Origin of the sequence: Bradyrhizobium sp. LB14.3, from assembly GCF_040547985.1 — a bacterium.
Taxonomy (GTDB): Bacteria; Pseudomonadota; Alphaproteobacteria; order Rhizobiales; family Xanthobacteraceae; genus Bradyrhizobium.
Genome location: NZ_JBEPQT010000016.1, coordinates 159,408 through 179,873, shown reverse-complemented (window position 1 = coordinate 179,873; position 20,466 = coordinate 159,408). Strand labels below are relative to the sequence as shown.

18 protein-coding genes are annotated in these 20,466 nt (G+C 63.2%); 7 read left to right on the top strand and 11 right to left on the bottom strand.

The window, feature by feature from the left end; all coding sequences use genetic code 11:
* Nucleotides 1-127 precede the first annotated feature (127 nt).
* Nucleotides 128-1,111, bottom strand: a complete 984-nt coding sequence (locus ABIB00_RS26255) for a hypothetical protein (protein WP_354106356.1) — start codon at nt 1,109-1,111, stop codon at nt 128-130.
* A gap of 300 nt (nt 1,112-1,411) precedes the next feature.
* Entirely contained in the window at nt 1,412-1,684 is a 273-nt protein-coding gene (locus tag ABIB00_RS26250; protein ID WP_354106355.1) for a hypothetical protein, read from the bottom strand.
* 174 nt (nt 1,685-1,858) lie between these two features.
* Here ABIB00_RS26250 and ABIB00_RS26245 point away from each other — a divergent pair, with 174 nt between their 5' ends.
* A complete protein-coding gene (locus tag ABIB00_RS26245) occupies nt 1,859-2,668 on the top strand; it encodes an ABC transporter substrate-binding protein (protein WP_354106354.1) in 810 nt (269 codons plus the stop codon).
* Here the strand turns inward: ABIB00_RS26245 and ABIB00_RS26240 are convergent.
* Entirely contained in the window at nt 2,642-3,340 is a 699-nt protein-coding gene (locus ABIB00_RS26240; protein ID WP_247349664.1) for an ABC transporter permease, read from the bottom strand. The genes ABIB00_RS26245 and ABIB00_RS26240 overlap by 27 nt on opposite strands.
* 208 nt (nt 3,341-3,548) lie before the next feature.
* Nucleotides 3,549-4,601, bottom strand: a complete 1,053-nt coding sequence (gene hisC / locus ABIB00_RS26235; protein WP_354106353.1) for a histidinol-phosphate transaminase — start codon at nt 4,599-4,601, stop codon at nt 3,549-3,551.
* Nucleotides 4,602-4,825: 224 nt separating this feature from the next.
* On the opposite strand from hisC, the gene ABIB00_RS26230 reads away from it, so the two are divergent.
* From ABIB00_RS26230 to ABIB00_RS26210, 5 genes are all read left to right on the top strand, one after another.
* The gene (locus ABIB00_RS26230; RefSeq protein ID WP_354106352.1) at nt 4,826-6,304 is read left to right on the top strand and encodes an FAD-binding oxidoreductase; all 1,479 of its coding nucleotides are present in this window, start codon (nt 4,826-4,828) and stop codon (nt 6,302-6,304) included.
* Between the two features lie 262 nt (nt 6,305-6,566).
* Nucleotides 6,567-7,418 (top strand): 3-hydroxybutyryl-CoA dehydrogenase, encoded by an 852-nt coding sequence (locus tag ABIB00_RS26225; protein ID WP_354106351.1) that lies wholly within the window; start codon nt 6,567-6,569, stop codon nt 7,416-7,418.
* A 137-nt stretch (nt 7,419-7,555) separates the two neighbouring features.
* Nucleotides 7,556-8,020: a group III truncated hemoglobin gene (locus ABIB00_RS26220; RefSeq protein ID WP_247349598.1), complete on the top strand. Its 465-nt coding sequence runs from the start codon at nt 7,556-7,558 to the stop codon at nt 8,018-8,020.
* A 259-nt stretch (nt 8,021-8,279) separates the two neighbouring features.
* Nucleotides 8,280-8,933, top strand: a complete 654-nt coding sequence (locus ABIB00_RS26215) for a QcrA and Rieske domain-containing protein (RefSeq protein WP_247349597.1) — start codon at nt 8,280-8,282, stop codon at nt 8,931-8,933.
* Between the two features lie 118 nt (nt 8,934-9,051).
* The gene (locus ABIB00_RS26210) at nt 9,052-10,779 is read left to right on the top strand and encodes a methanol/ethanol family PQQ-dependent dehydrogenase (protein WP_354045281.1); all 1,728 of its coding nucleotides are present in this window, start codon (nt 9,052-9,054) and stop codon (nt 10,777-10,779) included.
* Nucleotides 10,780-10,956: 177 nt separating this feature from the next.
* Here ABIB00_RS26210 and ABIB00_RS26205 read toward each other — a convergent pair whose 3' ends face one another.
* From ABIB00_RS26205 to xoxF5, 7 genes are all read right to left on the bottom strand, one after another.
* Nucleotides 10,957-11,214, bottom strand: a complete 258-nt coding sequence (locus ABIB00_RS26205; RefSeq protein WP_354106350.1) for a hypothetical protein — start codon at nt 11,212-11,214, stop codon at nt 10,957-10,959.
* Nucleotides 11,215-11,352: 138 nt separating this feature from the next.
* Nucleotides 11,353-13,665, bottom strand: coding sequence for a xanthine dehydrogenase family protein molybdopterin-binding subunit (locus tag ABIB00_RS26200; RefSeq protein ID WP_354045278.1), 2,313 nt, complete (start codon nt 13,663-13,665; stop codon nt 11,353-11,355).
* A 1-nt stretch (nt 13,666) separates the two neighbouring features.
* Nucleotides 13,667-14,119: a (2Fe-2S)-binding protein gene (locus ABIB00_RS26195; RefSeq protein ID WP_247443914.1), complete on the bottom strand. Its 453-nt coding sequence runs from the start codon at nt 14,117-14,119 to the stop codon at nt 13,667-13,669.
* A 635-nt stretch (nt 14,120-14,754) separates the two neighbouring features.
* Complete coding sequence (gfa, locus tag ABIB00_RS26190; protein ID WP_247443913.1) at nt 14,755-15,318, bottom strand: S-(hydroxymethyl)glutathione synthase; 564 nt, start codon at nt 15,316-15,318, stop codon at nt 14,755-14,757.
* A gap of 34 nt (nt 15,319-15,352) precedes the next feature.
* Entirely contained in the window at nt 15,353-16,462 is a 1,110-nt protein-coding gene (locus ABIB00_RS26185) for an S-(hydroxymethyl)glutathione dehydrogenase/class III alcohol dehydrogenase (protein ID WP_354106349.1), read from the bottom strand.
* A 61-nt stretch (nt 16,463-16,523) separates the two neighbouring features.
* Entirely contained in the window at nt 16,524-17,015 is a 492-nt protein-coding gene (locus ABIB00_RS26180) for a c-type cytochrome, methanol metabolism-related (RefSeq protein WP_247349663.1), read from the bottom strand.
* 109 nt (nt 17,016-17,124) lie between these two features.
* Nucleotides 17,125-18,930, bottom strand: coding sequence for a lanthanide-dependent methanol dehydrogenase XoxF5 (gene xoxF5, locus ABIB00_RS26175; protein WP_247349590.1), 1,806 nt, complete (start codon nt 18,928-18,930; stop codon nt 17,125-17,127).
* A gap of 512 nt (nt 18,931-19,442) precedes the next feature.
* Here xoxF5 and ABIB00_RS26170 point away from each other — a divergent pair.
* Entirely contained in the window at nt 19,443-20,411 is a 969-nt protein-coding gene (locus ABIB00_RS26170) for a helix-turn-helix domain-containing protein (protein WP_247349589.1), read from the top strand.
* Nucleotides 20,412-20,466: the final 55 nt, after the last annotated feature.

The following is a 20,466-nucleotide window of genomic DNA, read 5'->3' as shown; positions in this document are numbered from 1 at the left end:
GCAATGCGCGCCGACAAGACCGACCAGAGCTTCACTTCAATGATCTATCTGGCCGCGGCCGCGATAAACTCCAGATGAATCCCAACAGACCCTAGCATATGGGCGCGTCGTCGCAGAGAGGTAAGGGTCAGGCGAGAGCTGCCCGGCGTTCCCGCATCGGTTCGCGGACCCGGTCGGGTTTCCCGGGCTCGGCGAGCCGCGTAAAACTGCGCTGGCTTGCATGCGCGGGTGCTTCGACAATCACGCCCTCGCAGGCGATCTGTCCGCCGAGCATCCTGAATTCCAGCTTGTCGTAGCGCGGCATCGTCTCGCCGGGCGCGGGCGGCAACAGCCCGACGCTCCCCTGGATGTTCAGTGTGGCATCGCCGGCGCCGTGAAGCCGCGGATTCCACATCCTGATCCCGGTCTCCGCCCAGCGCTGCCGGATCAGCGCGGCGCGGTCGGCGGGTTCTGCGATTTTTGCACGAGTCTTCGGCGCGCTGGTGATCTCCAGAGCGGGAGCCTCCAGGGCCAGCTCCGGCGCGACGTCCGCGACGACGCTCGGTGTGGGGACGGCAAACTCGTCCGCGGCGATCGCTGCAGCCGGAGCCGGATCGCTTGCGGGGACCGGTGCGATCTCCATCGCGGCGTCGACAGACGAGACCGGAGCCTCCTCCGCGATGACGAAGTCGACGCCCGTCGAGATTTCCGCGAGCGGATCGTTGCTGATGAGGTCAGCCGCATCAACCGGCTCGCTCTCGATCTCGACCGGCCAGAGAGAAGCCTCTTGCCCGACGATCGGCTCGACCTGCGTCGGCGTCTCCCGGGATGAATCGTCGCTGCCGCCGACATCGGTTGCCGCTGCCGACGGGCTATCCGCGATGACAGAGATAGCAGTGTCGTCTTCGGTGGCCGGAGCCGCGACCGCGGCGTCGCAGCGCGACGGTTCCGCGCTGATGCTGGTCTCAAGAGGCGGAGCGGCTTCTGCAATTTCGGCAACAAGGGCGGGCGAAGCGTCTGCGCTATCAGGCGCGACGTCGATGCTGCCGCCGTGAGGCAACGGCCGAAGCTTCGTGAACGCCCATTTCACCGCGGGGATGCGGCGCAGCAACGATATCAGTCTCGAAAGCACTGGGAGTTGTCCAAGAGGTACTCGGCGTGAGGCAATCGCTGATTCGCCAGCAATGTAAAAAACTGCCCCGGCCATCACACTGATGTCAATGTAAGTGGGACCAATTGCAGAACATCCACGCGCTCATCGCGCGCAGGCGGTGATTTCGCCCGCGTGACTGTAACCTCAGTGCAGCCCCCCAATACGCTTCCTTCGCACCGTGACCTTCGCGCATACCATCGGCGACGACAAGCTTTGGCTGCACGAAGACTTTTGGAGAGGGGACGATCGCCCCTCTCCAGATTTCCGATCGATGCCGGCCTATTTTCCGGAGCCCGCGCCGCCGCCGGCCTGGCTGCCCATGTTATTGGTGTTGCTGCCGCCGGCCGAAGGGGTCTGCTTGCCCTTGCTGTCGCTGGCCTCGTTCTGCATGTTCGACGACGCGCCGGTCGTCATGCCCTTGGTCGCGGGGCCCCGCGACGAGGGGCCGACGTCGCCCTTGCCGGATGGGCTTGGGGCGGGTTGTGTTTGCGCAAAGGCGCCGCCGGTCGCCAGCAACATGATGCACGCGGATGCCAAAATGAACTTCTTCATCTGGTTGTCCTCCTGGGTTTGCCTTCGGGACAACCTGCGCGCGGGGCGGACGTTCCCAATTGGCAGCGTCGCGAGGATCGCACCAACGCGCGTTGACGAAATGTCGGTGTTCCCCTGCACGGCCCTATCGACGGTAGAGTTTGGAACATCCGGCTTCTGGTGTAAGGACGAGGCATGAAGAGGATAATGACCTTTGGAGCGGTTTTGCTCTGGTCCACGATCGCATTCGCGCAGGACCGCACCATCACTGTGGCCTCGACGACGTCGACGGAACAGTCGGGGCTGTTCGGCTATTTGCTGCCGCTGTTCTCGAAGGCCGACGGCATCGATGTGAAGGTGGTTGCCGTCGGAACGGGCCAGGCGCTCGACATCGGGCGGCGCGGCGATGCAGACGTCGTGTTCGTCCATGACAGGCCTGCCGAAGACAAGTTCATGTCCGAAGGGCAGGGCGTGAAGCGCTTCGACGTCATGTACAACGACTTCGTCATTGTCGGGCCGAAGAGCGATCCCGCGAAGATCGCCGGCGGCAAGGACGTGGCCGAGGCGCTGCGCAAGATCGCGGCCGCGAAGGCGCCGTTCATCTCGCGCGGCGACAAGTCCGGCACGCACGCGGCCGAGCTGCGGCTGTGGAAGGAGGCGGGCGTCGACCTCGGTGCCGGCAAGGACGGCTGGTATCGCGAGATCGGCCAGGGCATGGGGCCGGCCCTGAACATGGCGTCGTCGTCGAATGCCTATCTCCTGTCTGACCGCGGCACCTGGTTGTCATTCAAGAACCGGGGCGAGCTTGCCGTCCTGACCGAAGGCGACAAGCGGCTGTTCAACCAGTACGGCGTCATGCTGGTGAATCCGGCAAAGCATTCGAACGTGAAGGCGCAGGCCGGGCAAGCCTTCATCGACTGGCTGATCTCTCCTGGGGGGCAGGAGGCCATCGCCGGCTACAAGGTCGGTGGCGAGCAGCTATTTTTCCCCAACGCGTCCCACTAGCAGGAAGGCGACGGTTGATACTGCGACGCTGAGCGCGAGCAGGATCAGCCCGAGCCCGAGCGCCAGCGACAGGTCGCCCTTGCTGGTCTCCAGCGCGATCGCAGTCGTCATCGTGCGTGTGAAGCCGCGGATGTTGCCGCCGACGATGATGATGGCGCCGACCTCGGCGATCGCGCGCCCGAAGGCTGCGAGAAAGGCCGTCAGCAGCGAGGTCCGGCCCAGCGCGAACAGCAAGCCGATGCTGCGCAGCACCGACAGCCCGTCGATTCGCGCCAGGTCGCCATACTCCGCCCACAGCAGGCTCGCCGGCCGGTGCACCAGTGCGACGACGATCGGTGTTGCGAGCAGCGCCTGCGCGATCACCATCGCCGCCGGCGTGAACAACAGGCCGGCCGCCCCGAGCGGGCCGGAGCGCGACAGCAGAAGATAGAGCGCGAGCCCGACCACGACCGGCGGAAGACCAAGCAACGCATTGGTCAGGACGATGATGACCTGCCGCCCGCGGAACCGGGTGATCGCAAGCAGGGCCCCGAACGGCGCCCCGATCAGAAGCGCGACGATGCTGGCGGTCAAGCTGACGCGCACCGACAGTCCGACGATGCCCAGAAGCTCTGCGTCGGCCTCGCCGATCAGCGTGAATGCGGCGCCGATGGATCGCGCGAAGTCGTTCATCCGTGCCTGAGCTTCGGCGCCCGCCACAATATCATGAGTGCGTCGATTTCGGGACTGCGGAGGTGCTTCACGGATAATTCCTTGCGAATATGCCAATCACAGAATACTCGCGGGGAGTGGTTTGGAAACCGAATTTAACTGGAAATCAAAGGCGCGGGGCGGCATGGCACGAAGTCCGCCTTCGGCCCCAGCGTGATTGGTGCATGGATCAGATCAAGCCGCGCAGCACCTCAACAAGCCGGCCGCATTCGGCCTCCGTCCCGACCGTGATGCGCAGGAAGTCCTCGATGCGCGGCTTTCCGAAATGCCGGACCAGAACGCCACGCTGGCGAAGCGCTGCCGCAAGAGCCGTTCCGCTCCGGCTTCGATGGCGCGCGAAAACGAAGTTTGCGAGCGACGGCAACACCTCGAAGCCGAGTTGTCCAAGCTCGCGGGCCAGCGTTTCGCGGTTTGCGATGATACGGGCGCGGGTCTTGCGGAACCAGCCGTCGTCCTCGATCGCGGCGACGGCGCCCGCGATAGCGAGGCAATCGACGGGATAGGAGTTGAAGCTGTCCTTCACGCGTTCCAGCGCTTCGATCAGCGGTCGTTGGCCGATGGCAAAACCAACCCGCAGGCCAGCGAGCGAGCGCGACTTCGAGAAGGTCTGGATGACCAGCAGATTGTCGTGGCGTGCAACCAGCGGCACGGCGCTCTCGGCACCGAAATCGACATAGGCCTCGTCCACCACCACCAGCCGGTCCGGTTGTTCGGCAAGCAGCGATGCGATTGCGTCGCGCTGAAGGGCGATGCCGGTCGGGGCGTTCGGATTGCAGAGAAGGATGGCGCTCGATGGTCGCCTGTAGTCGGAGATATCGATTCTCATCGCGGCATCGAGCGGCACCTCGTCGTGCGTTATTCCATAGAGGCCGCAATAGACGGGATAGAAGCTGTAGGTGACGTCGGGAAACAGAAGCGGCATATTGTGCTTCAGAAGAGCCTGGAAGGTGTGGGCCAGAACCTCGTCGGAGCCGTTGCCGACGAACACTTCCTCGGGCCTCACATCGCAATGCGCCGCGATCGCCTCGCGCAGGCGCGTCGCACCCGGATCGGGATAAAGGCGCAGCCGCTCCGCAGCCGATGCGACGGCCGCCAGCACGCGTGGCGAGGGCGGGTAGGGATTCTCGTTGGTATTGAGCTTGACGATGCCGTCCTGCTTCGGCTGCTCGCCGGGGACGTAGGGCGAAAGCGTGTGGACGACCGGACTCCAGAAACGGCTCATGATCTCCAATCCGAATTTGATCGCGGCACAGTAGGGTATGGGGGACCTCCGCGGAAGTGCGCTTGCATTCGGCATTCCAGGCAAATCCGCACCAGCCTCACGGCCGGAGGCGTTCCCGCCCGCGCGACCCCTGTGCTAGGGTCATCGCGAAACCGCCCAGAATAGAAAACAAGAACGAAGGCCGGTGCGCGCAAGGCGCAGAACAGCCGCAAAGAGAGGAACACATGCCGGGTGCAGCCCTTCCCACCGCTCCCTCGATTCCGACCGCGCCCGTGACGTCAGCTATTCTCGACCGCTTGCGGGCAATCGTGGGCGACAAAGGCCTGATCCTGGACGAGCAAGACAAGCGGCCCTTCGTGACCGACTGGCGCGGCGAACTGGCGGGGCAGGCCGCGGCGGTCGTGCGTCCGGCCAGCACCGCGGAAGTCTCCGCTGTCGTCAAGCTCTGCTACGACAACGGCATTGCCATCGTGCCGCAGGGTGGCAACACCGGTCTGATGGGCGGTGCCACGCCATGGCCTATGCACCGCGGCATCGTGCTGTCGCTCGGTCGCATGAACCGGGTGCTGAATGTCGATCCCGTCGGCTACGCCATGACCGTGGAGGCGGGCTGCATCCTCCAGACGCTTCAGGACACGGCCGCGCGGCACGACCGCCTCTTTCCGCTCAGCCTGGGTGCTCAGGGCTCGTGCATGATCGGAGGCAATCTGTCCACCAATGCCGGCGGCGTGCAGGTGCTGCGTTATGGCAATGCGCGAAATCTGGTGTTGGGTCTCGAGATCGTGCTGGCTAACGGCGATCTCTGGGACGGCCTGCGCGCACTCAAGAAGGACAACACCGGCTATGACCTCAAGCACCTGTTCATGGGCGCCGAAGGGACACTCGGTATCATCACCAAGGCGGTGCTGAAGCTTTGGCCGGCGCCGAAAGACGTGTGCACGGCATGGCTTGCGATCCGCGATGCCAAGGCAGCCATCGACCTCCTGTCGGAGGCGCATGCCGCTTCCGATGACAATGTCGGCTCCTGCGAACTCATCAGCCGAGCGTGCACCGATATGGTACTGCGCCACGTTCCCGGGACCCAGGATCCTCTCAAGGCGGAGACCGAGTGGTATCTCCTTCTCGAATGGTCGTCGGCCCGGCCCCGGCAAGACGGCGGCACGGGCATGTCGGACAAGATGGAGCAGTTTTTGGCCGACCAGCTCGAGGCGGGCCGGGTGCTGGATGCGGTGATCGCGCAAACCGAAACGCAGTCGCGCAACATGTGGCGCATTCGCGAGAGCGTGGCCGAGGCATCTCGTACCGAAGGGCCGGGCTTGAGCTACGACGTGTCGGTCGCCATCTCCAGGATTCCAGAGTTCATCGACAGCGGTCTCGAGGCCGTACGCGCAATCCTGCCGACGATCCGCCCCTACCCGCTCGGTCACATCGGAGACGGCAATTTGCACTTCTCCTTCATGGGTCCGAAGGGCATGGACCGCGCTACGCTCAAGCAGTATTCCGCGGCGATCTCACGGGCCGTCAACGACCTCGTCACCTCCATGGGCGGCTCGATCTCGGCGGAACACGGCATCGGCATCGAGAAGCTCGACGAGCTCCAGTACTATCGCTCCCGGACCGAGCTCGACATCATGCGCACGATCAAGCGGGCGCTCGATCCCAAGAACATCATGAATCCGGGCAAGGTGCTTCGCCTCGATTGAGGCGCTCCCCGCCTCGGGCACGGTCCTCCCGGACCCTCGGCGCTCTTGGGGGAGGAAACCGCAGATAGCTCGAGCCTAACAGGCCAGGAGGCCGCCAAATCATGCCGTTTCGCGGCCGAATGGCGACTTTATTCCCGCGTTGGATACTTTAAGGAAGGGCAGGATCAGGTCGCACCCGCCCGGTGGCGGTGCTAGACCCTGATGCAGGAACAATGGGGCGGTGCCGGTATGGCACGTCCGTAAGGATGAAGGATTTGAGGCAATGATCCAAACCGTTGGAATTATCGGGGCAGGGACCATGGGGAACGGCATCGCGCAGATTTGTGCCGCGGCCGGGCTTTCGGTCGTGATGGTCGATATTTCCGATGCGGCGGTGAACCGCGGGATTTCGACCGTCGGCGGCAGCCTCGAGCGGCTGGTCAAGAAGGAGAAGATGTCGGCGGGCGATCGCGACGCGACGCTCAAGCGCATCACCGGCACCACCGACCGCGCGAAGCTCGTCGATTGCGACCTCGTCATCGAGGCCGCGACCGAGAACGAGGAGCTCAAGGTCAAGATCCTGAAGGACCTCTGCGCGACGCTGTCGCCGCGCACGTTGCTCGCGACCAACACCTCCTCGATCTCGATCACGAAGCTCGCCGCGGCGACCGACCGCCCCGACCGATTCATCGGCATGCACTTCTTCAATCCGGTACCGGTAATGGCGCTGCTGGAGCTCATCCGCGGCTTGCAGACCTCCGACGACACCCACGCCAAAGCGCTCGATTTCGCCAAGCGCATCGGCAAGGTGGCGATCACCGCCAAGAACAGCCCCGGCTTCGCCGTCAACCGCATCCTGTGCCCGATGATCAACGAAGCGATCTTCGCGCTCCAGGAAGGGATTGCGACGGCGGAAGAGATCGATGCCGGCATGAAGCTCGGCTGCAACCACCCGATCGGGCCGCTGGCGCTCGCCGATCTCGTCGGGCTCGACATCATGTTGTCGGTGATGGAGGTCTTTTACAAAGGCTTCAACGACCCCAAATACCGTCCGGCCCCCTTGCTCAAGGAAATGGTCGATGCCGGCCATCTCGGCCGCAAGACCGGGCAGGGCTTTTACACCTACAGCGCCTGACAATGGCGCAGGCGGCGGGCAATTGGTGCTCGCCGCCAGACCCCGCAATTTGCGCTGCGACAAAGACGCCGCGCGCAATTGAGCTCACAATGTCGAACGGGCGGCCTGCGGGAACAACGGAACGGATAACAAAGGACATGTCGGATCGATTGAAGGCCGAGCGCGAGGCTGCGGCCGAGCGGCGGAACCTGCTGACCCAGGACGCGATCAAGCGCACGGGGATCACCGAAGAGATGATCGGGGAACTCGTCACCCGCTTCTACGGACGCGTGCGCGAGGATGCACTGCTGGGCCCCGTGTTCGCGAGGGTGCGGAATTGGGACGAGCATCTCGCCAATCTCAGGGACTTCTGGTCATCGGTCGTTCTGATGAGTGGCCGCTACCACGGCTCTCCGATGCGGGCGCATATGCCGCTGAGCCTGGCCGGCGATCATTTCGACCGCTGGCTGGATTTGTTCGAACCGACCGCGCACGAAGTCTGTCCGCCCGCGGCGGCCGCGCTGTTCATCGACAAGGCGCGCCGCATCGCCGACAGCTTTGAGATGGCGTCGGCCACCTTGGCGGGTCGGATTGCCGCGCCGCGTCACGTGCTCAGGTCCTAAGGACGATCGGTCTGCCTGCAGACGTACAGCGACCGTGTTCGCCTTTGCGTGCGCGACGGGTAGGGCGGTGCACCAATTCCGATATCATCGGGCTGGTCTGCAAAATCATCATGCGATGCGCGCGATGTGACGTTGAAATTGCGAAACCCGTTCGATTGCTTTCATTCTTGCTCAATCAAAGCGAGCAAAGCCATATTGATGCATTGCGGCGCCAATCCTTCGCCTTGTTTTCGGCAGAGTTCCAGCGCCTCCTAATTGCATGTCCAGCGCATCGTTCATCACCCATTCCTCATCCTCCGAGAATGTCGCGGAGCCTGACGTCGACGCGGGCATCGAGCAGACGCGGCGAACGCTTTTGCTCGGTGCTCTCGCCACCACTGCTTGCCTTGGCTGTGCCTCGCAGGTGCAAGCAGGAGAGGATCCGCCCGGCTCGGATGAGCGGCCGCAGAAGGGCGATGTGCTCGTCTTCTCGGAAGGCGATCGGGAAGGGAAGCTCATTACCGCGGCCGATCTGTCGGTCGGCGGACCGCCGGTGCAAGCCTGGCCGAAAGACCCAAAGACGTCGGTCGTGCGCAGCGCTTCGCGCCTCAACGAGATCCTGATCATCCGGCTCGATCCCGCCGAGCTCGACGAGCAGACGAAAGCACGCGCCGTCGACGGCATCATCGCCTATTCGGCAATCTGCTCGCATGCCGGCTGTCCCGTCACTGCCTGGGTGAAGAGCGATGTCGGCGACAAGGAGGTGTTCAAGTGCATGTGCCACAACTCCGAATACGATCCTCGCGCGGGCGCGCAAGTCGTGTTCGGGCCAGCGCCGCGACGGCTCGCGGCGCTGCCGCTGGCGCTCGCTGACGGTTCGCTCAGCGTAGCCGGAAACTTCATGGGAAAGGTAGGTGGCGTGCAGCCAGGATGATGGACGGTGCGGGTCGTACCCGCGTCACGAGAGGCCGCATCCGCCGATGGGCGGACGACAAGAATTCAAAACAACAATTCAAAATAAGAATTCAAACGGATGAAAAAGGGGAACGTCCATGACCAGGAAGCAATGGTTACTGTCCGGCTTCGTCGCCTTCACGTGTCTTGCCTCGACCGCCGCCGTATCAGGCCCGGTCGAGAACTACGCGCCGGTCACCGCGCAGCGATTGGAAAACCCGGAGCCCGCCAACTGGATGCTCTACCGGCGGACTTATGACGGGCAGGGCTACAGCCCGCTCGACCAGATCAACACCTCGAATGTGAAGAACCTCACCCCGGTCTGGACCTTCGCGACCGGCGTCGTCGAAGGCCACGAGGCGCCGCCGATCGTCAACAACGGCGTGATGTTCGTGGCGACCCCGATGGGGCAGGTGATCGCGCTGAACGCCAAGACCGGCGACGAATATTGGCGCTACAAGCGGCAGCTCCCCGACGATCTGTTCCAGTTGCATCCGACCAGCCGCGGCGTCGGCCTCTGGGAGGACAAGCTCTATCTCGCCACCACCGACGATCATGTCGTCGCGCTCGACGCCAAGACCGGCAAGGTGGTGTGGGACACCAAGGTGCAGGACTACAAGAAGGGCCAGTACATGACCCTGATGCCGCTGGTCGTCGACGGCAAGGTCATCGTCGGCGGCTCCGGCGGCGAGTTCGGCGTGCGCGGCTACGTCGCCGCCTATGATGCCAAGGACGGCAAGGAGCTGTGGCGGACCTATACCATTCCCGGCGAAGGCGAGCCCGGCCACGACACCTGGCAGGGCGAGGACTGGAAGAACGGCGGCGGCTCGGCCTGGATGACCGGCAATTACGACAAGGACACCAAGACGATCTATTGGGGCGTCGGCAACGCCGCGCCGTGGCCCGGCGAGATGCATCCCGGCGACAATCTCTATACCTCCTCGGTGCTCGCGCTCGATCCGAACACCGGCAAGATCAAAACCTATCACCAGTATCACCAGAACGATTCCTGGGATTGGGACGAGGTCGAAGCGCCGATGTTGATCGACCTGCAACGCGACGGCCGCACCATCAAGAGCCTGGTCCATCCGGGACGCGATGCGATCTTCTGGATACTCGAGCGCACGCCCACCAAGATCAACTACATCGCCGGCTGGCCGTTCGTCTCCACCGACGTCTGGAAGGGCATCGATGCCGAGAGCGGCAGGCCGATCCTCGATCCCGCGCACAAGCCGATGGTCGGCAAGCGCGTGGAGTTCTGTCCGTCGCTGTGGGGCGGCAAGGATTGGCCGTCGGCGGCCTACAGCCAGAAGACCGGCCTCGTCTACGTGCCCGCCAACGAGAATTTCTGCGGCGGGTTCACCGGCGAGAAGGTTCCGCTCAAGCCCGGCGAACTCTGGCTCGGCACCAAACCGGAGGACATCGGCCTGAAGACGAAGCCTGGCGCCGATCATTTCGGCGAGCTCCAGGCTTGGGATCCCGTTACGGGCAAGAAGATGTGGCAACACAACTTCCCCAAGTCGCAGCTGTTCGGATCGGTGACGGCGACCGCAGGCGATCTCGTCTTCGTGGGCGGCACCAACGACCGCAACTTCCGCGCCTTCAACGCCAAGAGTGGCGAGCTGCTGTGGGAGCAGAAGACCAACTCCGGCATCATGGGCATGCCGGTGTCCTATGAGATCGACGGCACGCAATACATCGCGATCCAGTCGGGATGGGGCGTGGATGCGCAGCGCATCCAGGATGCACTCGTGACCAACAATATCGGCATCGAAGCCAACGTACCGCAGGGCGGCGTCATCTGGGTGTTCGCGCTGAAGAAGTAAGCTCCGCTGGCGGATCGAAAGAAGCGGAGTGTCAGGGGGCAAATGCGGCGGACGGCAGCGTCCGCCGCATTTTGCGTGACGGGATGGGATTGCTGCCCGCGCCACGAAGTCGTCATGGCCTAGACAAGCCTGGACAAGCCCGGGCATGACGATGCGGTCGCACGCGACGCCAGATCGCTACTTCCCCTCGCGCTCTACCTTGCCCTTTTCCTTCCGGTTCATCTCCTGAACCTTGGGATCCGGATTGTGCTGCCCGGTGGTCTGGGTGGTCGAGGGCGGCGGGGCATTGGCGTTGGGCAGGGAGTTCTGGTCCGGCGTGCTGGGGCGCGTGGCCGTGGTTGGCGGTGCCGTGTTGTTCTGGGCGAACACGCCTGTGGTCGTCAAAAGAAAGGCGCTCGACAGCGAAACTGCGAGCGCCTTTGAAATATGGGTCATCGATCTGCTCCTGTCAGATCGATGGAAACGGCGCGAAGCCGCTTTGTGTTCCCGAGCGCGATAGACTTCTATCGCGCTCTTTCCTGATTGAGCATGGTCTGTTCGGAAAACCGGTGTCCACTTTTCCGGACCAAGCTCTCACGCCTCCAATTGCTTGCCGAGCGGAAGGTTGCGGATGCGCTTTCCGGTCGCGGCGAAGATGGCGTTCATCAGCGCCGGCGCGAACGGCGGGACACCGGGCTCGCCGACTCCGCTCGGTGGCGTGTCGGGTCCGGGCGGCACGATGTAGACGTTGGTCACCAGCGGGGATTCATCCATCCTGAGGACCTGGAAGTCGTCAAAGTTCTTTTGCTCCACCTTGCCGTCCTTGAAGCTGATCTCGCCGTATTTGGCGAGGCTCAGCCCCATGATCGCCGCGCCCTCGATCTGCGAGGCGATGCGCTCGGGGTTGACATAGGTGCCGCAATCGATCGCGGTGTCGACCCGCGGCACCGTCAGCTTGCCCTTGTCGTCGACGGCGACCTCGACGATGGTCGCGATATAGCTGACGAAGCTGCGGTGTACGGCGATGCCGAGACCGTGGCCCTTGGCGACCGCGCGGCCCCATTCTCCCTTCTCGGCGACCAGCTCGACCACCTTGCGCAGGCGCGCGGTGTCGATCGGGTAGCTGTCGAAGGGTTCGCCGTAGTTCCACATGTCCTTCACGGCCGGCTTGACGATGCGCGGGCTGCCGATCAGCGCCAGCAGCGTCTCCTTCTGGTCGCGGCCGGTCGCATGCGCGATCTCGCCGACCATCGACTGTACCGCGAAGGCGCGCGGGATGTTCGAGACCGAGCGGAACCAGCCGATGCGGGTGAACGCCGCGGCTTCCGGGTTCTCGCAAGAGATGTTGGCGATCTCGAACGGCATATCGACGAGGCCCATGCCGAGCTCGAAGGGCGCCTCGTGATTTGCACCGGCGGCGAAGGTCGAGGCGATGCTGGGAGCCACGCTGCGGTGGCGCCAGGCGATCACCTTGCCGCTCTTGTCGAGGCCCGCTTCGATCCGTTCCACGGAGACCGTGTGCAGGAAGTCGTGGCGGACGTCGTCCTCGCGCGTCCATTGCACCTTCACGGGCGCGCCGAGCTCCTTCGACAGCAGCGCGGCCTCGAGCGCAAAGTCGCACTTCGACTTGCGGCCGAAACCGCCGCCGAGCAGGGTGACGTTGACCGTGACATTGCCCTCGGGGATGCCGAGCGTCTTGGCGACGTCCTCGCGTGTGCCGCCCGGGCTCTGCACCGGTGCCCAGATCTCCGCCTTGTCGCCCTTGACGTCGGCGACCGCCACCGGCGGTTCCATGCTGACATGGGCGAGATGCGGCAGATAATATTCGCCGACGATGATCTTGTCGGCACCCTTCAGGGCAGCATCGGCGTCGCCTTCCTGGCGCACGACGAGGCCCGGTTTGCGTGAGGCTTCCTCGAGCTCCTTGCGGTAGGCGACGGAGTCGTATTTGCCGTTGGCACCGTCATCCCAGGTGAGCTTAAGTGCGTCGCGGCCCTTGATCGCCGCGCCGGTGTTGCGCGCGATCACGGCAACGCCGCCGAGCGGCTGGAATTTCGACGGCCACGGCCAACCGCGCACCTGCATCACCTTCTCGACGCCGGGGACCTTCAGCGCCGCGTCCGGATCGAACGAGACCAGCTTGCCGCCTGTTACCGGCGGGCGCGCGATCACGGCATACTTCATGCCAGGCAGCCGCACGTCGGCGCCGTAACGCGCCTTGCCGGTGGTGATGTCGTGGAGATCGACGATGCCGACCTGGCCCTTGCCGAGATAGCGGAAGTCCTTGGGGTTCTTCAGCTTGAGGCCTTCGATACTCGGCACCGATTCCTTGGCGGCATCGGCTGCGAGCTCGCCGAAGCCGAGCTTGCGGCTCGTCGCGCTGTGGACGACCTCGTGATTGACGGCCTTGACCTCGGTCGCCGGCACGCCCCAGCGCTTGGCCGCGGCCTGTTCCAGCATGGTGCGGGCGGAGGCGCCGATCTGGCGCATCGGCATCAGATAATGCCGCGTGCTGCGCGAGCCGTCGGTGTCCTGGTTGCCGAACTTGACCTCGTCGCCGTGAGCCTGCTGCACTTTGACTCGCGACCAGTCAGCTTCCATTTCTTCCGCTACGATCAGCGGCAGACTGGTGCGCACGCCGGTACCCATCTCGGCGCGGTGGGCGAGGATGGTGACGGTGCCGTCGGGCGCGACCGCGACGAACACGCGCGGGTCCACCACGACGCCATGCGGCATTTTGCCGGCGCCGGTCTCATAGGCGAACGCCTGGCGCGACATCACGGGGGCAGCGAGCACGAAGCCGCCGGTGATGCCGAGCCCTTTCAGGATGCTACGGCGCGAGACTTTCTCGACCTTGATGTTCTTTTCGAAGCCACGAAGCTTCCCCGGATTGTCGATGAAATTCATGTCACACTCCCGTCGATGCGAGATGGACCGCGTTCTCAATGCGCTGGTAGCAGCCGCAGCGGCAGATGTTGCCGGCCATCGCTTCGCGGATCTGGTCGTGCGACGGCTTTGGGTTGTCCATCAGTAGCGCCGCCGCCTGCATGATCTGGCCCGCCTGGCAGAAGCCGCATTGGGGTACGTTGACCTGGCGCCAGGCCTTCTGCACCGCGTGATCGCCGTTCGGATGCAGTCCCTCGATCGTCGTGACCTCGCGGCCGGCGACGTCGTTGATCGATGTGATGCAGGAGCGCACGGCTTCCTTGTCGACGATGACGGTGCAGGCGCCGCAAAGGGCCTGGCCACAGCCGAACTTGGTGCCGGTCAGCCCGGCCTCGTCGCGCAGGAACCAGAGTAGCGGAAGATCCGGGTCGCCGTCCCAGCTCTGTTCCTGGCCGTTGATCTTCACCTTGATCATGATCGTCCCTCGCTCTTCATAAGCTTGCCGATTTCAAATTGTCCCGACGTCGGTCGGCGCAATGCCTGCTGCGTCGTGTCGTCGCGTTCCGGCCGTCATCCGGCGCGGGCAGATCCCGGCAGGAAGCAGGAATGCGAGTGTCATGTCCGGATGTGCTCGATACCTCCGTCTTGTTCTTGATTATTGAATTTCGCGCGGCATCGTGACGACGCAATCGTAGCAGAGATCGCCTCGGTCCGGCGTTCACAGCCAAGTGTTCTCTAGTCAGCTGTTCTCTAGTCAGCTGTTATCGACGGGAAAAGATTGCAACGAAGGTTTGTCAAAAGCAGGGCGCTGCATCACACAGCGCGCCTCCCGAAACGGGCACAATGAAAAAAGCTTCGTCCGCCAGAAGAACTGTGCGGACGAAGCAGGATGCCTCAGTCGAGGGAGGGAGAAACGCAAGCGCTGCGGACTTCAAGCAGGAAGCCGGCGGCCCTGCGCAGTCATTCAGAAACCAGGACTGAGGGACCTGATGGCCCTCGTATACGCAGAGTGGAGAAGCGGGGGCATCGCCGCGATTGGTCCTGGGGCCGGACCCGTCCGCTCGCTGGCGAGAACCAGCGAGCGGACGGGCAAACGTCAGGCGGCCTGGCTCAGGCGGCTTTGGCCTTCGCCACGTGGGTCGCGATCGCGTCCATCAGAGCCGGCGACAGGCAGTCATAGGGCTCGAGGCCGATTTCCTTCAGCCGCGAACGAATACCGGGCATTTCCTCCGGCTTCACGCCCGATTCGATCACCGAGGAGACGAAGGCGGCGAATTGCGGCGCCTGCGAACCCTGTTCCTGGAACAGTTCGGGGTGAATGAAGTCGAGGCCGTAGAACGGGTGGCCCTTGTTCTCGATGCGGCCGTACATGTGGGTGCCGCAGGCCTTGCAGGCATGGCGCTGGATCACCGCAGAGGGGTCGACGATCTGGAGCTTGTCGCCGTTCTCGATCACGCTGACGTTCTGGCGCGGCACCACGGCGACGACGGAGAAATTCGCGCCCTGCGGCTTCCAGCACTTGGTGCAGCCACAGGCGTGGTTGTGCGCGACGTCGCCCTTGACGGCGACCTTGACCTGATGGTCCTTGCATTTGCATACGAGCGTGCCGCCGGCAAAGCTGCCGCTGCCCTGTTTGAGGCCGTTATCGATCGAGGGATGGAGTGCAACAGTCATGGGTCGATCCTCCTTGGGGGTGACGCTTTTCGAACTAGAACACGACGACTGAACGGATGGATTTGCCCTCATGCATCAGCTCGAAGCCTTTGTTGATGTCTTCGAGCTTGAGCGTGTGGGTGATCATCGGGTCGATCTGGATCTTTCCGTTCATGTACCAGTCGACGATCTTCGGCACGTCGGTGCGGCCGCGCGCGCCGCCGAAGGCGGTGCCCCGCCAGTTGCGCCCGGTGACGAGCTGGAACGGGCGAGTGGCGATCTCCTTGCCGGATTCGGCAACGCCGATGATGATCGAGGTGCCCCAGCCGCGATGGCAGGCTTCCAGCGCCTGGCGCATCACCGTGGTGTTGCCGGTGCAGTCGAAGGTGTAGTCGGCGCCGCCGTCGGTCAGGGTCACGAGATGCGGGACGATGTCGCCGGTGATCTTCTTGGGATTGACGAAATCGGTCATGCCGAACCGCCGGCCCCATTCCTCCTTGGAGTCGTTGATGTCGACGCCGATGATCTTGTCGGCGCCGGCCATCTTGGCGCCCTGGATCACGTTGAGGCCGATGCCGCCGAGGCCGAACACCACGACGTTGGAGCCCGGCTCGACCTTGGCGGTATTGACGACGGCGCCGACGCCGGTGGTGACGCCGCAGCCGATGTAGCAGCTCTTGTCGAACGGCGCGTCCTCGCGAATCTTGGCGACCGCGATCTCCGGCAGCACGGTGAAGTTCGAAAAGGTCGAGCAGCCCATGTAGTGGTAGATCGGCTTGCTCTTGTAGGAGAAGCGGCTGGTGCCGTCCGGCATCACGCCCTTGCCCTGCGTCGCGCGGATCGCGGTGCAGAGATTGGTCTTCTGGCTGAGGCAGCTTTTGCACTGCCGGCATTCCGGCGTGTAGAGCGGGATGACGTGGTCGCCCGGCTTCACCGAGGTCACGCCAGGACCGATCTCGCGAATGATGCCGGCGCCCTCATGGCCCAGGATCGACGGGAAGATTCCTTCGCTGTCGAAGCCGTCGAGCGTGTAGGCGTCGGTGTGGCAGATGCCCGTCGCCTTGATCTCGACCAGGACTTCGCCGACCTTCGGTCCTTCCAGATCGACCTCCACTATCTCGAGCGGCTTCTTGGCTTCGAAAGCGACGGCGGCACGTGTCTTCATCGTAAACTCCTCAAATTCTAGCAGGGCGCCAGGAACCAGGTCCTGGTCGGGCTCCGCACGTTCACTTCTTGTTGCCCATGCACGAATCTTCGTTCTTGGTATAGGCGTCGTTCTTGTCCTCGTGCTTGCCGGGTCGGGTGCGGCCCCAGGCCTCGTTGGAGCGGGCGCGCAGATAGACGTAGAGATCGTCCATGTAGCAGGCGACGTTCGGGTTATCGCCGAAGGCCGGCATCACGTTCTCCTGGGCAGTCGAGATGTTCTTGCGGCCGGAGGCGACGACGCCGAGAAAATCCGCGTAGCTCATCGTCTTCAGCGAATCCTTCAGCGCCGGGGCGTAGGTCGAGCCCATTCCATCCGGGCCGTGACACACATGGCAGTCCGAGTGATAGCGGCGGTACCCGGAATAGGTGTACCAGTCCACAGAGCCCTCCGTGATCTTGTAGGTTGGGTTGCCTTCCTTGTCGGACCATTCGCCGGTTTCGTTCTGCTTGACGGCGGTCGGATCACCTGAGCCGTCCGCGACGGCAATTCCCCCGGACGCAATCAAAAACATCGCAGCGATGGCAGAGCAGATTTTACGCAAGAGATTTTCCTCGGAAGGCATTCTGTGAGACGAGCCGGCGCGTGGAGTAGATCCACGCGCCGGAGCGATGCTGAGAGGCCTAGTTGGGCAGCGAGAACACGGTCAGCGTACCGCCGAGTGCCGTGTAGCTGCTGAGCGCCGCGTAGCCACCGACTGCGCCGAGACCTGCGGTCGGATCGGTCAGACCCGCCGCCAGACCGATACCGGCCCAGCCACCCACGCCGGAGAGGACTGCGATATACTGCTTGCCGCCGTTCTCGTAGGTGGTGACGTTGCCGATGATACCGGAGGGAGTCTTGAACTTGTAGAGCTCCTTGCCGGTCTTGGCATCGACTGCCTTCAGGTAGCCTTCGAGCGTTCCGTAGAACACCACGTTGCCCGCGGTTGCGAGTGCACCCGACCAGACCGAGAACTGCTCCTTGTTCGACCAGACGATCTTGCCGGTCTTGCCGTCCCAGGCGATGAAGTTACCCATATGGGTTTCACCCTGCGGCGGATACATCGAGAGCGTCGCACCCACATAGGGCTGGCCCGCGGTGTAGCTCACCTTGAACGGTTCGTAGTCCATGCAGACGTGGTTGGTCGGAACGTAGAACAGCTGCGTGTCCGGCGAGTAGGCTGCCGGCTGCTCGTCCTTGGTGCCGAGCGCGGCCGGGCAGATGCCCTTCACGTTGTGGTCCTCGCCGGCCTTGTCGGTCGAAGCTGTGTCGAGCACCTTCGGACGGCCATAGGTCGGCGAGTTCTTGTCCATGTCGACGCCGGAGGTCCAGTTCACCTTCGGATCGTACTTTTCGGCGACCAGAAGCTCACCGTTGACACGATCGAGCGTGTAGCCGAGGCCGTTGCGATCGAAGTGCGTCAGCAGCTTGCGCGGCGCTCCGTTGATCGTCTGGTCCGAGAGGATCATCTCGTTGACGCCGTCATAGTCCCACTCGTCGTGGGGCGTCATCTGATAGACCCATTTGGCAACGCCCGTATCCGGGTTGCGCGCCCAGATCGTCATCGACCATTTGTTGTCGCCGGGACGCTGCTTCGGATTCCAGGTCGAGGGATTGCCGGAGCCGTAATAGACGAGGTTCAGCGCGGGATCGTAGGAGATCCAGCCCCAGGTCGCACCGCCACCGATCTTCCACTGATCGCCTTGCCAGGTCTTGAGGCTGGAGTCCTTGCCGATCGGCTTGCCGAGCGCGGTGGTCTTCTCGGGGTCGACCAGAAGCTGATCATCCGGTCCTTCCGAGTATCCACGCCATGCCAGCTTGCCGGTCTTGATGTCGTAGGCGGACATGTGGGCCTGAACGCCGAACTCGCCGCCAGAGATACCGATCAGCACCTTGTCCTTGACGACCATTGGAGCCGAAGTGCCGGTCTCGCCCTTGCTGGCGTCGCCATTCTTCGCGGTCCATGCCACCTGACCGCTCTTGGCGTCGAGTGCGACGAGCGTGGTGTCGGCCTGATGCAGGAAGATCTTGCCGTCGCCAAAGGCCAAGCCGCGGTTGACCGTATCGCAGCACATCACCGGGATGACATTCGGGTCCTGCTTCGGCTCGTACTTCCAGACGATCTTGTTCTCGTTGGAAAGGTCAATAGCATAGACCTTGTTCGGGAACGGCGTGTGGACGTACATCATGTTGCCGATGATCAGCGGGCCGCCTTCGTGGCCGCGCAGCACGCCGGTCGAGAAGGTCCAGGCGACCTGGAGCTTGCCTACGTTTTGTGCGTTGATCTGGTTCAGTTTGGAATAGCGGGTATTGGCGTAGTCGCCCGTCGGCATCACCCAGTCTTTCGGGTTCTGCGACATCTTGAGCACTTCATCGTTGGCCGACGCGCTGCCGACGGCGAGAGCCGCCGCGGAGCCAAGATAGGCCGCCAGTAGTACCTTGCGCATAGTCATTCCTCCATTGGTCTCGTTTATTGTTTCCGAAGCATCACTTAATCACCGGGCTTTTCGTCCGGCGTCTGCTCGTGCAGGGCGGTCACGATTGGGACCAGAAACGATGCGGTGGTGTTACCTCCTCCTGATGAGAGTCACGGGTCCACGTGCAGAACGGCCCGTTCTTGTTGTTCCTGCCGCAATTCGTAACGACTTCGTAATCGGGAAACTTGCCCAAGAGAGAAGCTGGTTTGCTTCACAGCGCACGGACACGAAGATTTTGATTTTGCAGTAGCGAATTCAGCAGCTTCCGCATTGCTTTGGGGCCGTCTTCAACGCTCAGGTTCCCCTTGACGGCGCTGCGACTAAGGCGGAGGATTAACTTTCAAGGGTGACAATGGAACGATGGCGCTCGTTCTAGAAGATCGCTCAAATCGAGGTAAACGTCACGCAATCATGGCTGAGGGCTCCGGCAGCGCTGGTTGCGATTCGTATCGAATCTCCGGATCAAACCAGTGGCTGGATTAATGTCCGACACAATACACACGCTCTCGACGACGGGAATGACGCCGAAGCGGCAGATCCAGAGCTGGATCGATGGGCTGACGAGCCTGTGTGGGCATTTCGACGTCGATCCGCTGGAGGCGTCCTCGCTCGAAGGCCGCATCGACTACACCTCCGTCTCGCGCTTGAAGCTCTGCCAGATCGAGGTCAGCCAGCATCGCATCGCGCACACGCTGGCGCGCGCCAAGGCCAATGAGCACCCGTACATCAAGATCCACTTCCAGACTTACGGTGTGTCATATTTCGAGCAGGATGGCCGCCACATCGAGCTGAACCCGGGCGACATCATCGCCTATGACGTCTCCTGTCCGCATTCGATCATCAGCCCCGCTTTCACGCGCCACGACGTGGTGATCGTGCCGAAGGCGCTGCTGCGCGACCGCGGATTCCCGTCGCAGCGAATGCCCGCCTGCAAATTGACGTCACGCACGGGGACGGGGCGGATCGCCCATGATTTCGTCCATGCGACCTTCGACGAGGCGGCCAAGCTGTCGGCGAACAGTGCGGTCGGCGTCGCCGATTCGCTGATCGACCTTTTGCTGCTGCCGCTGCGCGAGGCGGACACGATGCTCGATCGCGTCGGGCCCGAAGCGACGTATGTGCGCGCGCAGTTCTTCATTCGTGAGCATTTGCGCGATCCGGATCTGTGCATCGACCAGATCTCCGCCGAGCTCGGCTGCTCCAAGCGCTATCTGCACATGTTGTTCTCCGAGCGCGGCACCACGGTGAGCGACTACATCTGGCAGGCGCGTCTTCAGAATTGCCGCCAGGAGCTCGAGACCCATGCCGGCAAGACCATCACCGATGTCGCGTTCTCCTGGGGCTTCTCCAGCTCATCGCATTTCAGCCGCGTGTTCCGGAAATATTTCGGCGTAGTGCCGTCCTCGATCCACAAGGCGCAACAGGGCGCCGTTGCCGCGGACGAGCATTAGGCGAACGCCAAGCTCGGCGGTCGCCGACAGCAAATGACCGTCACACGTCCGCGAT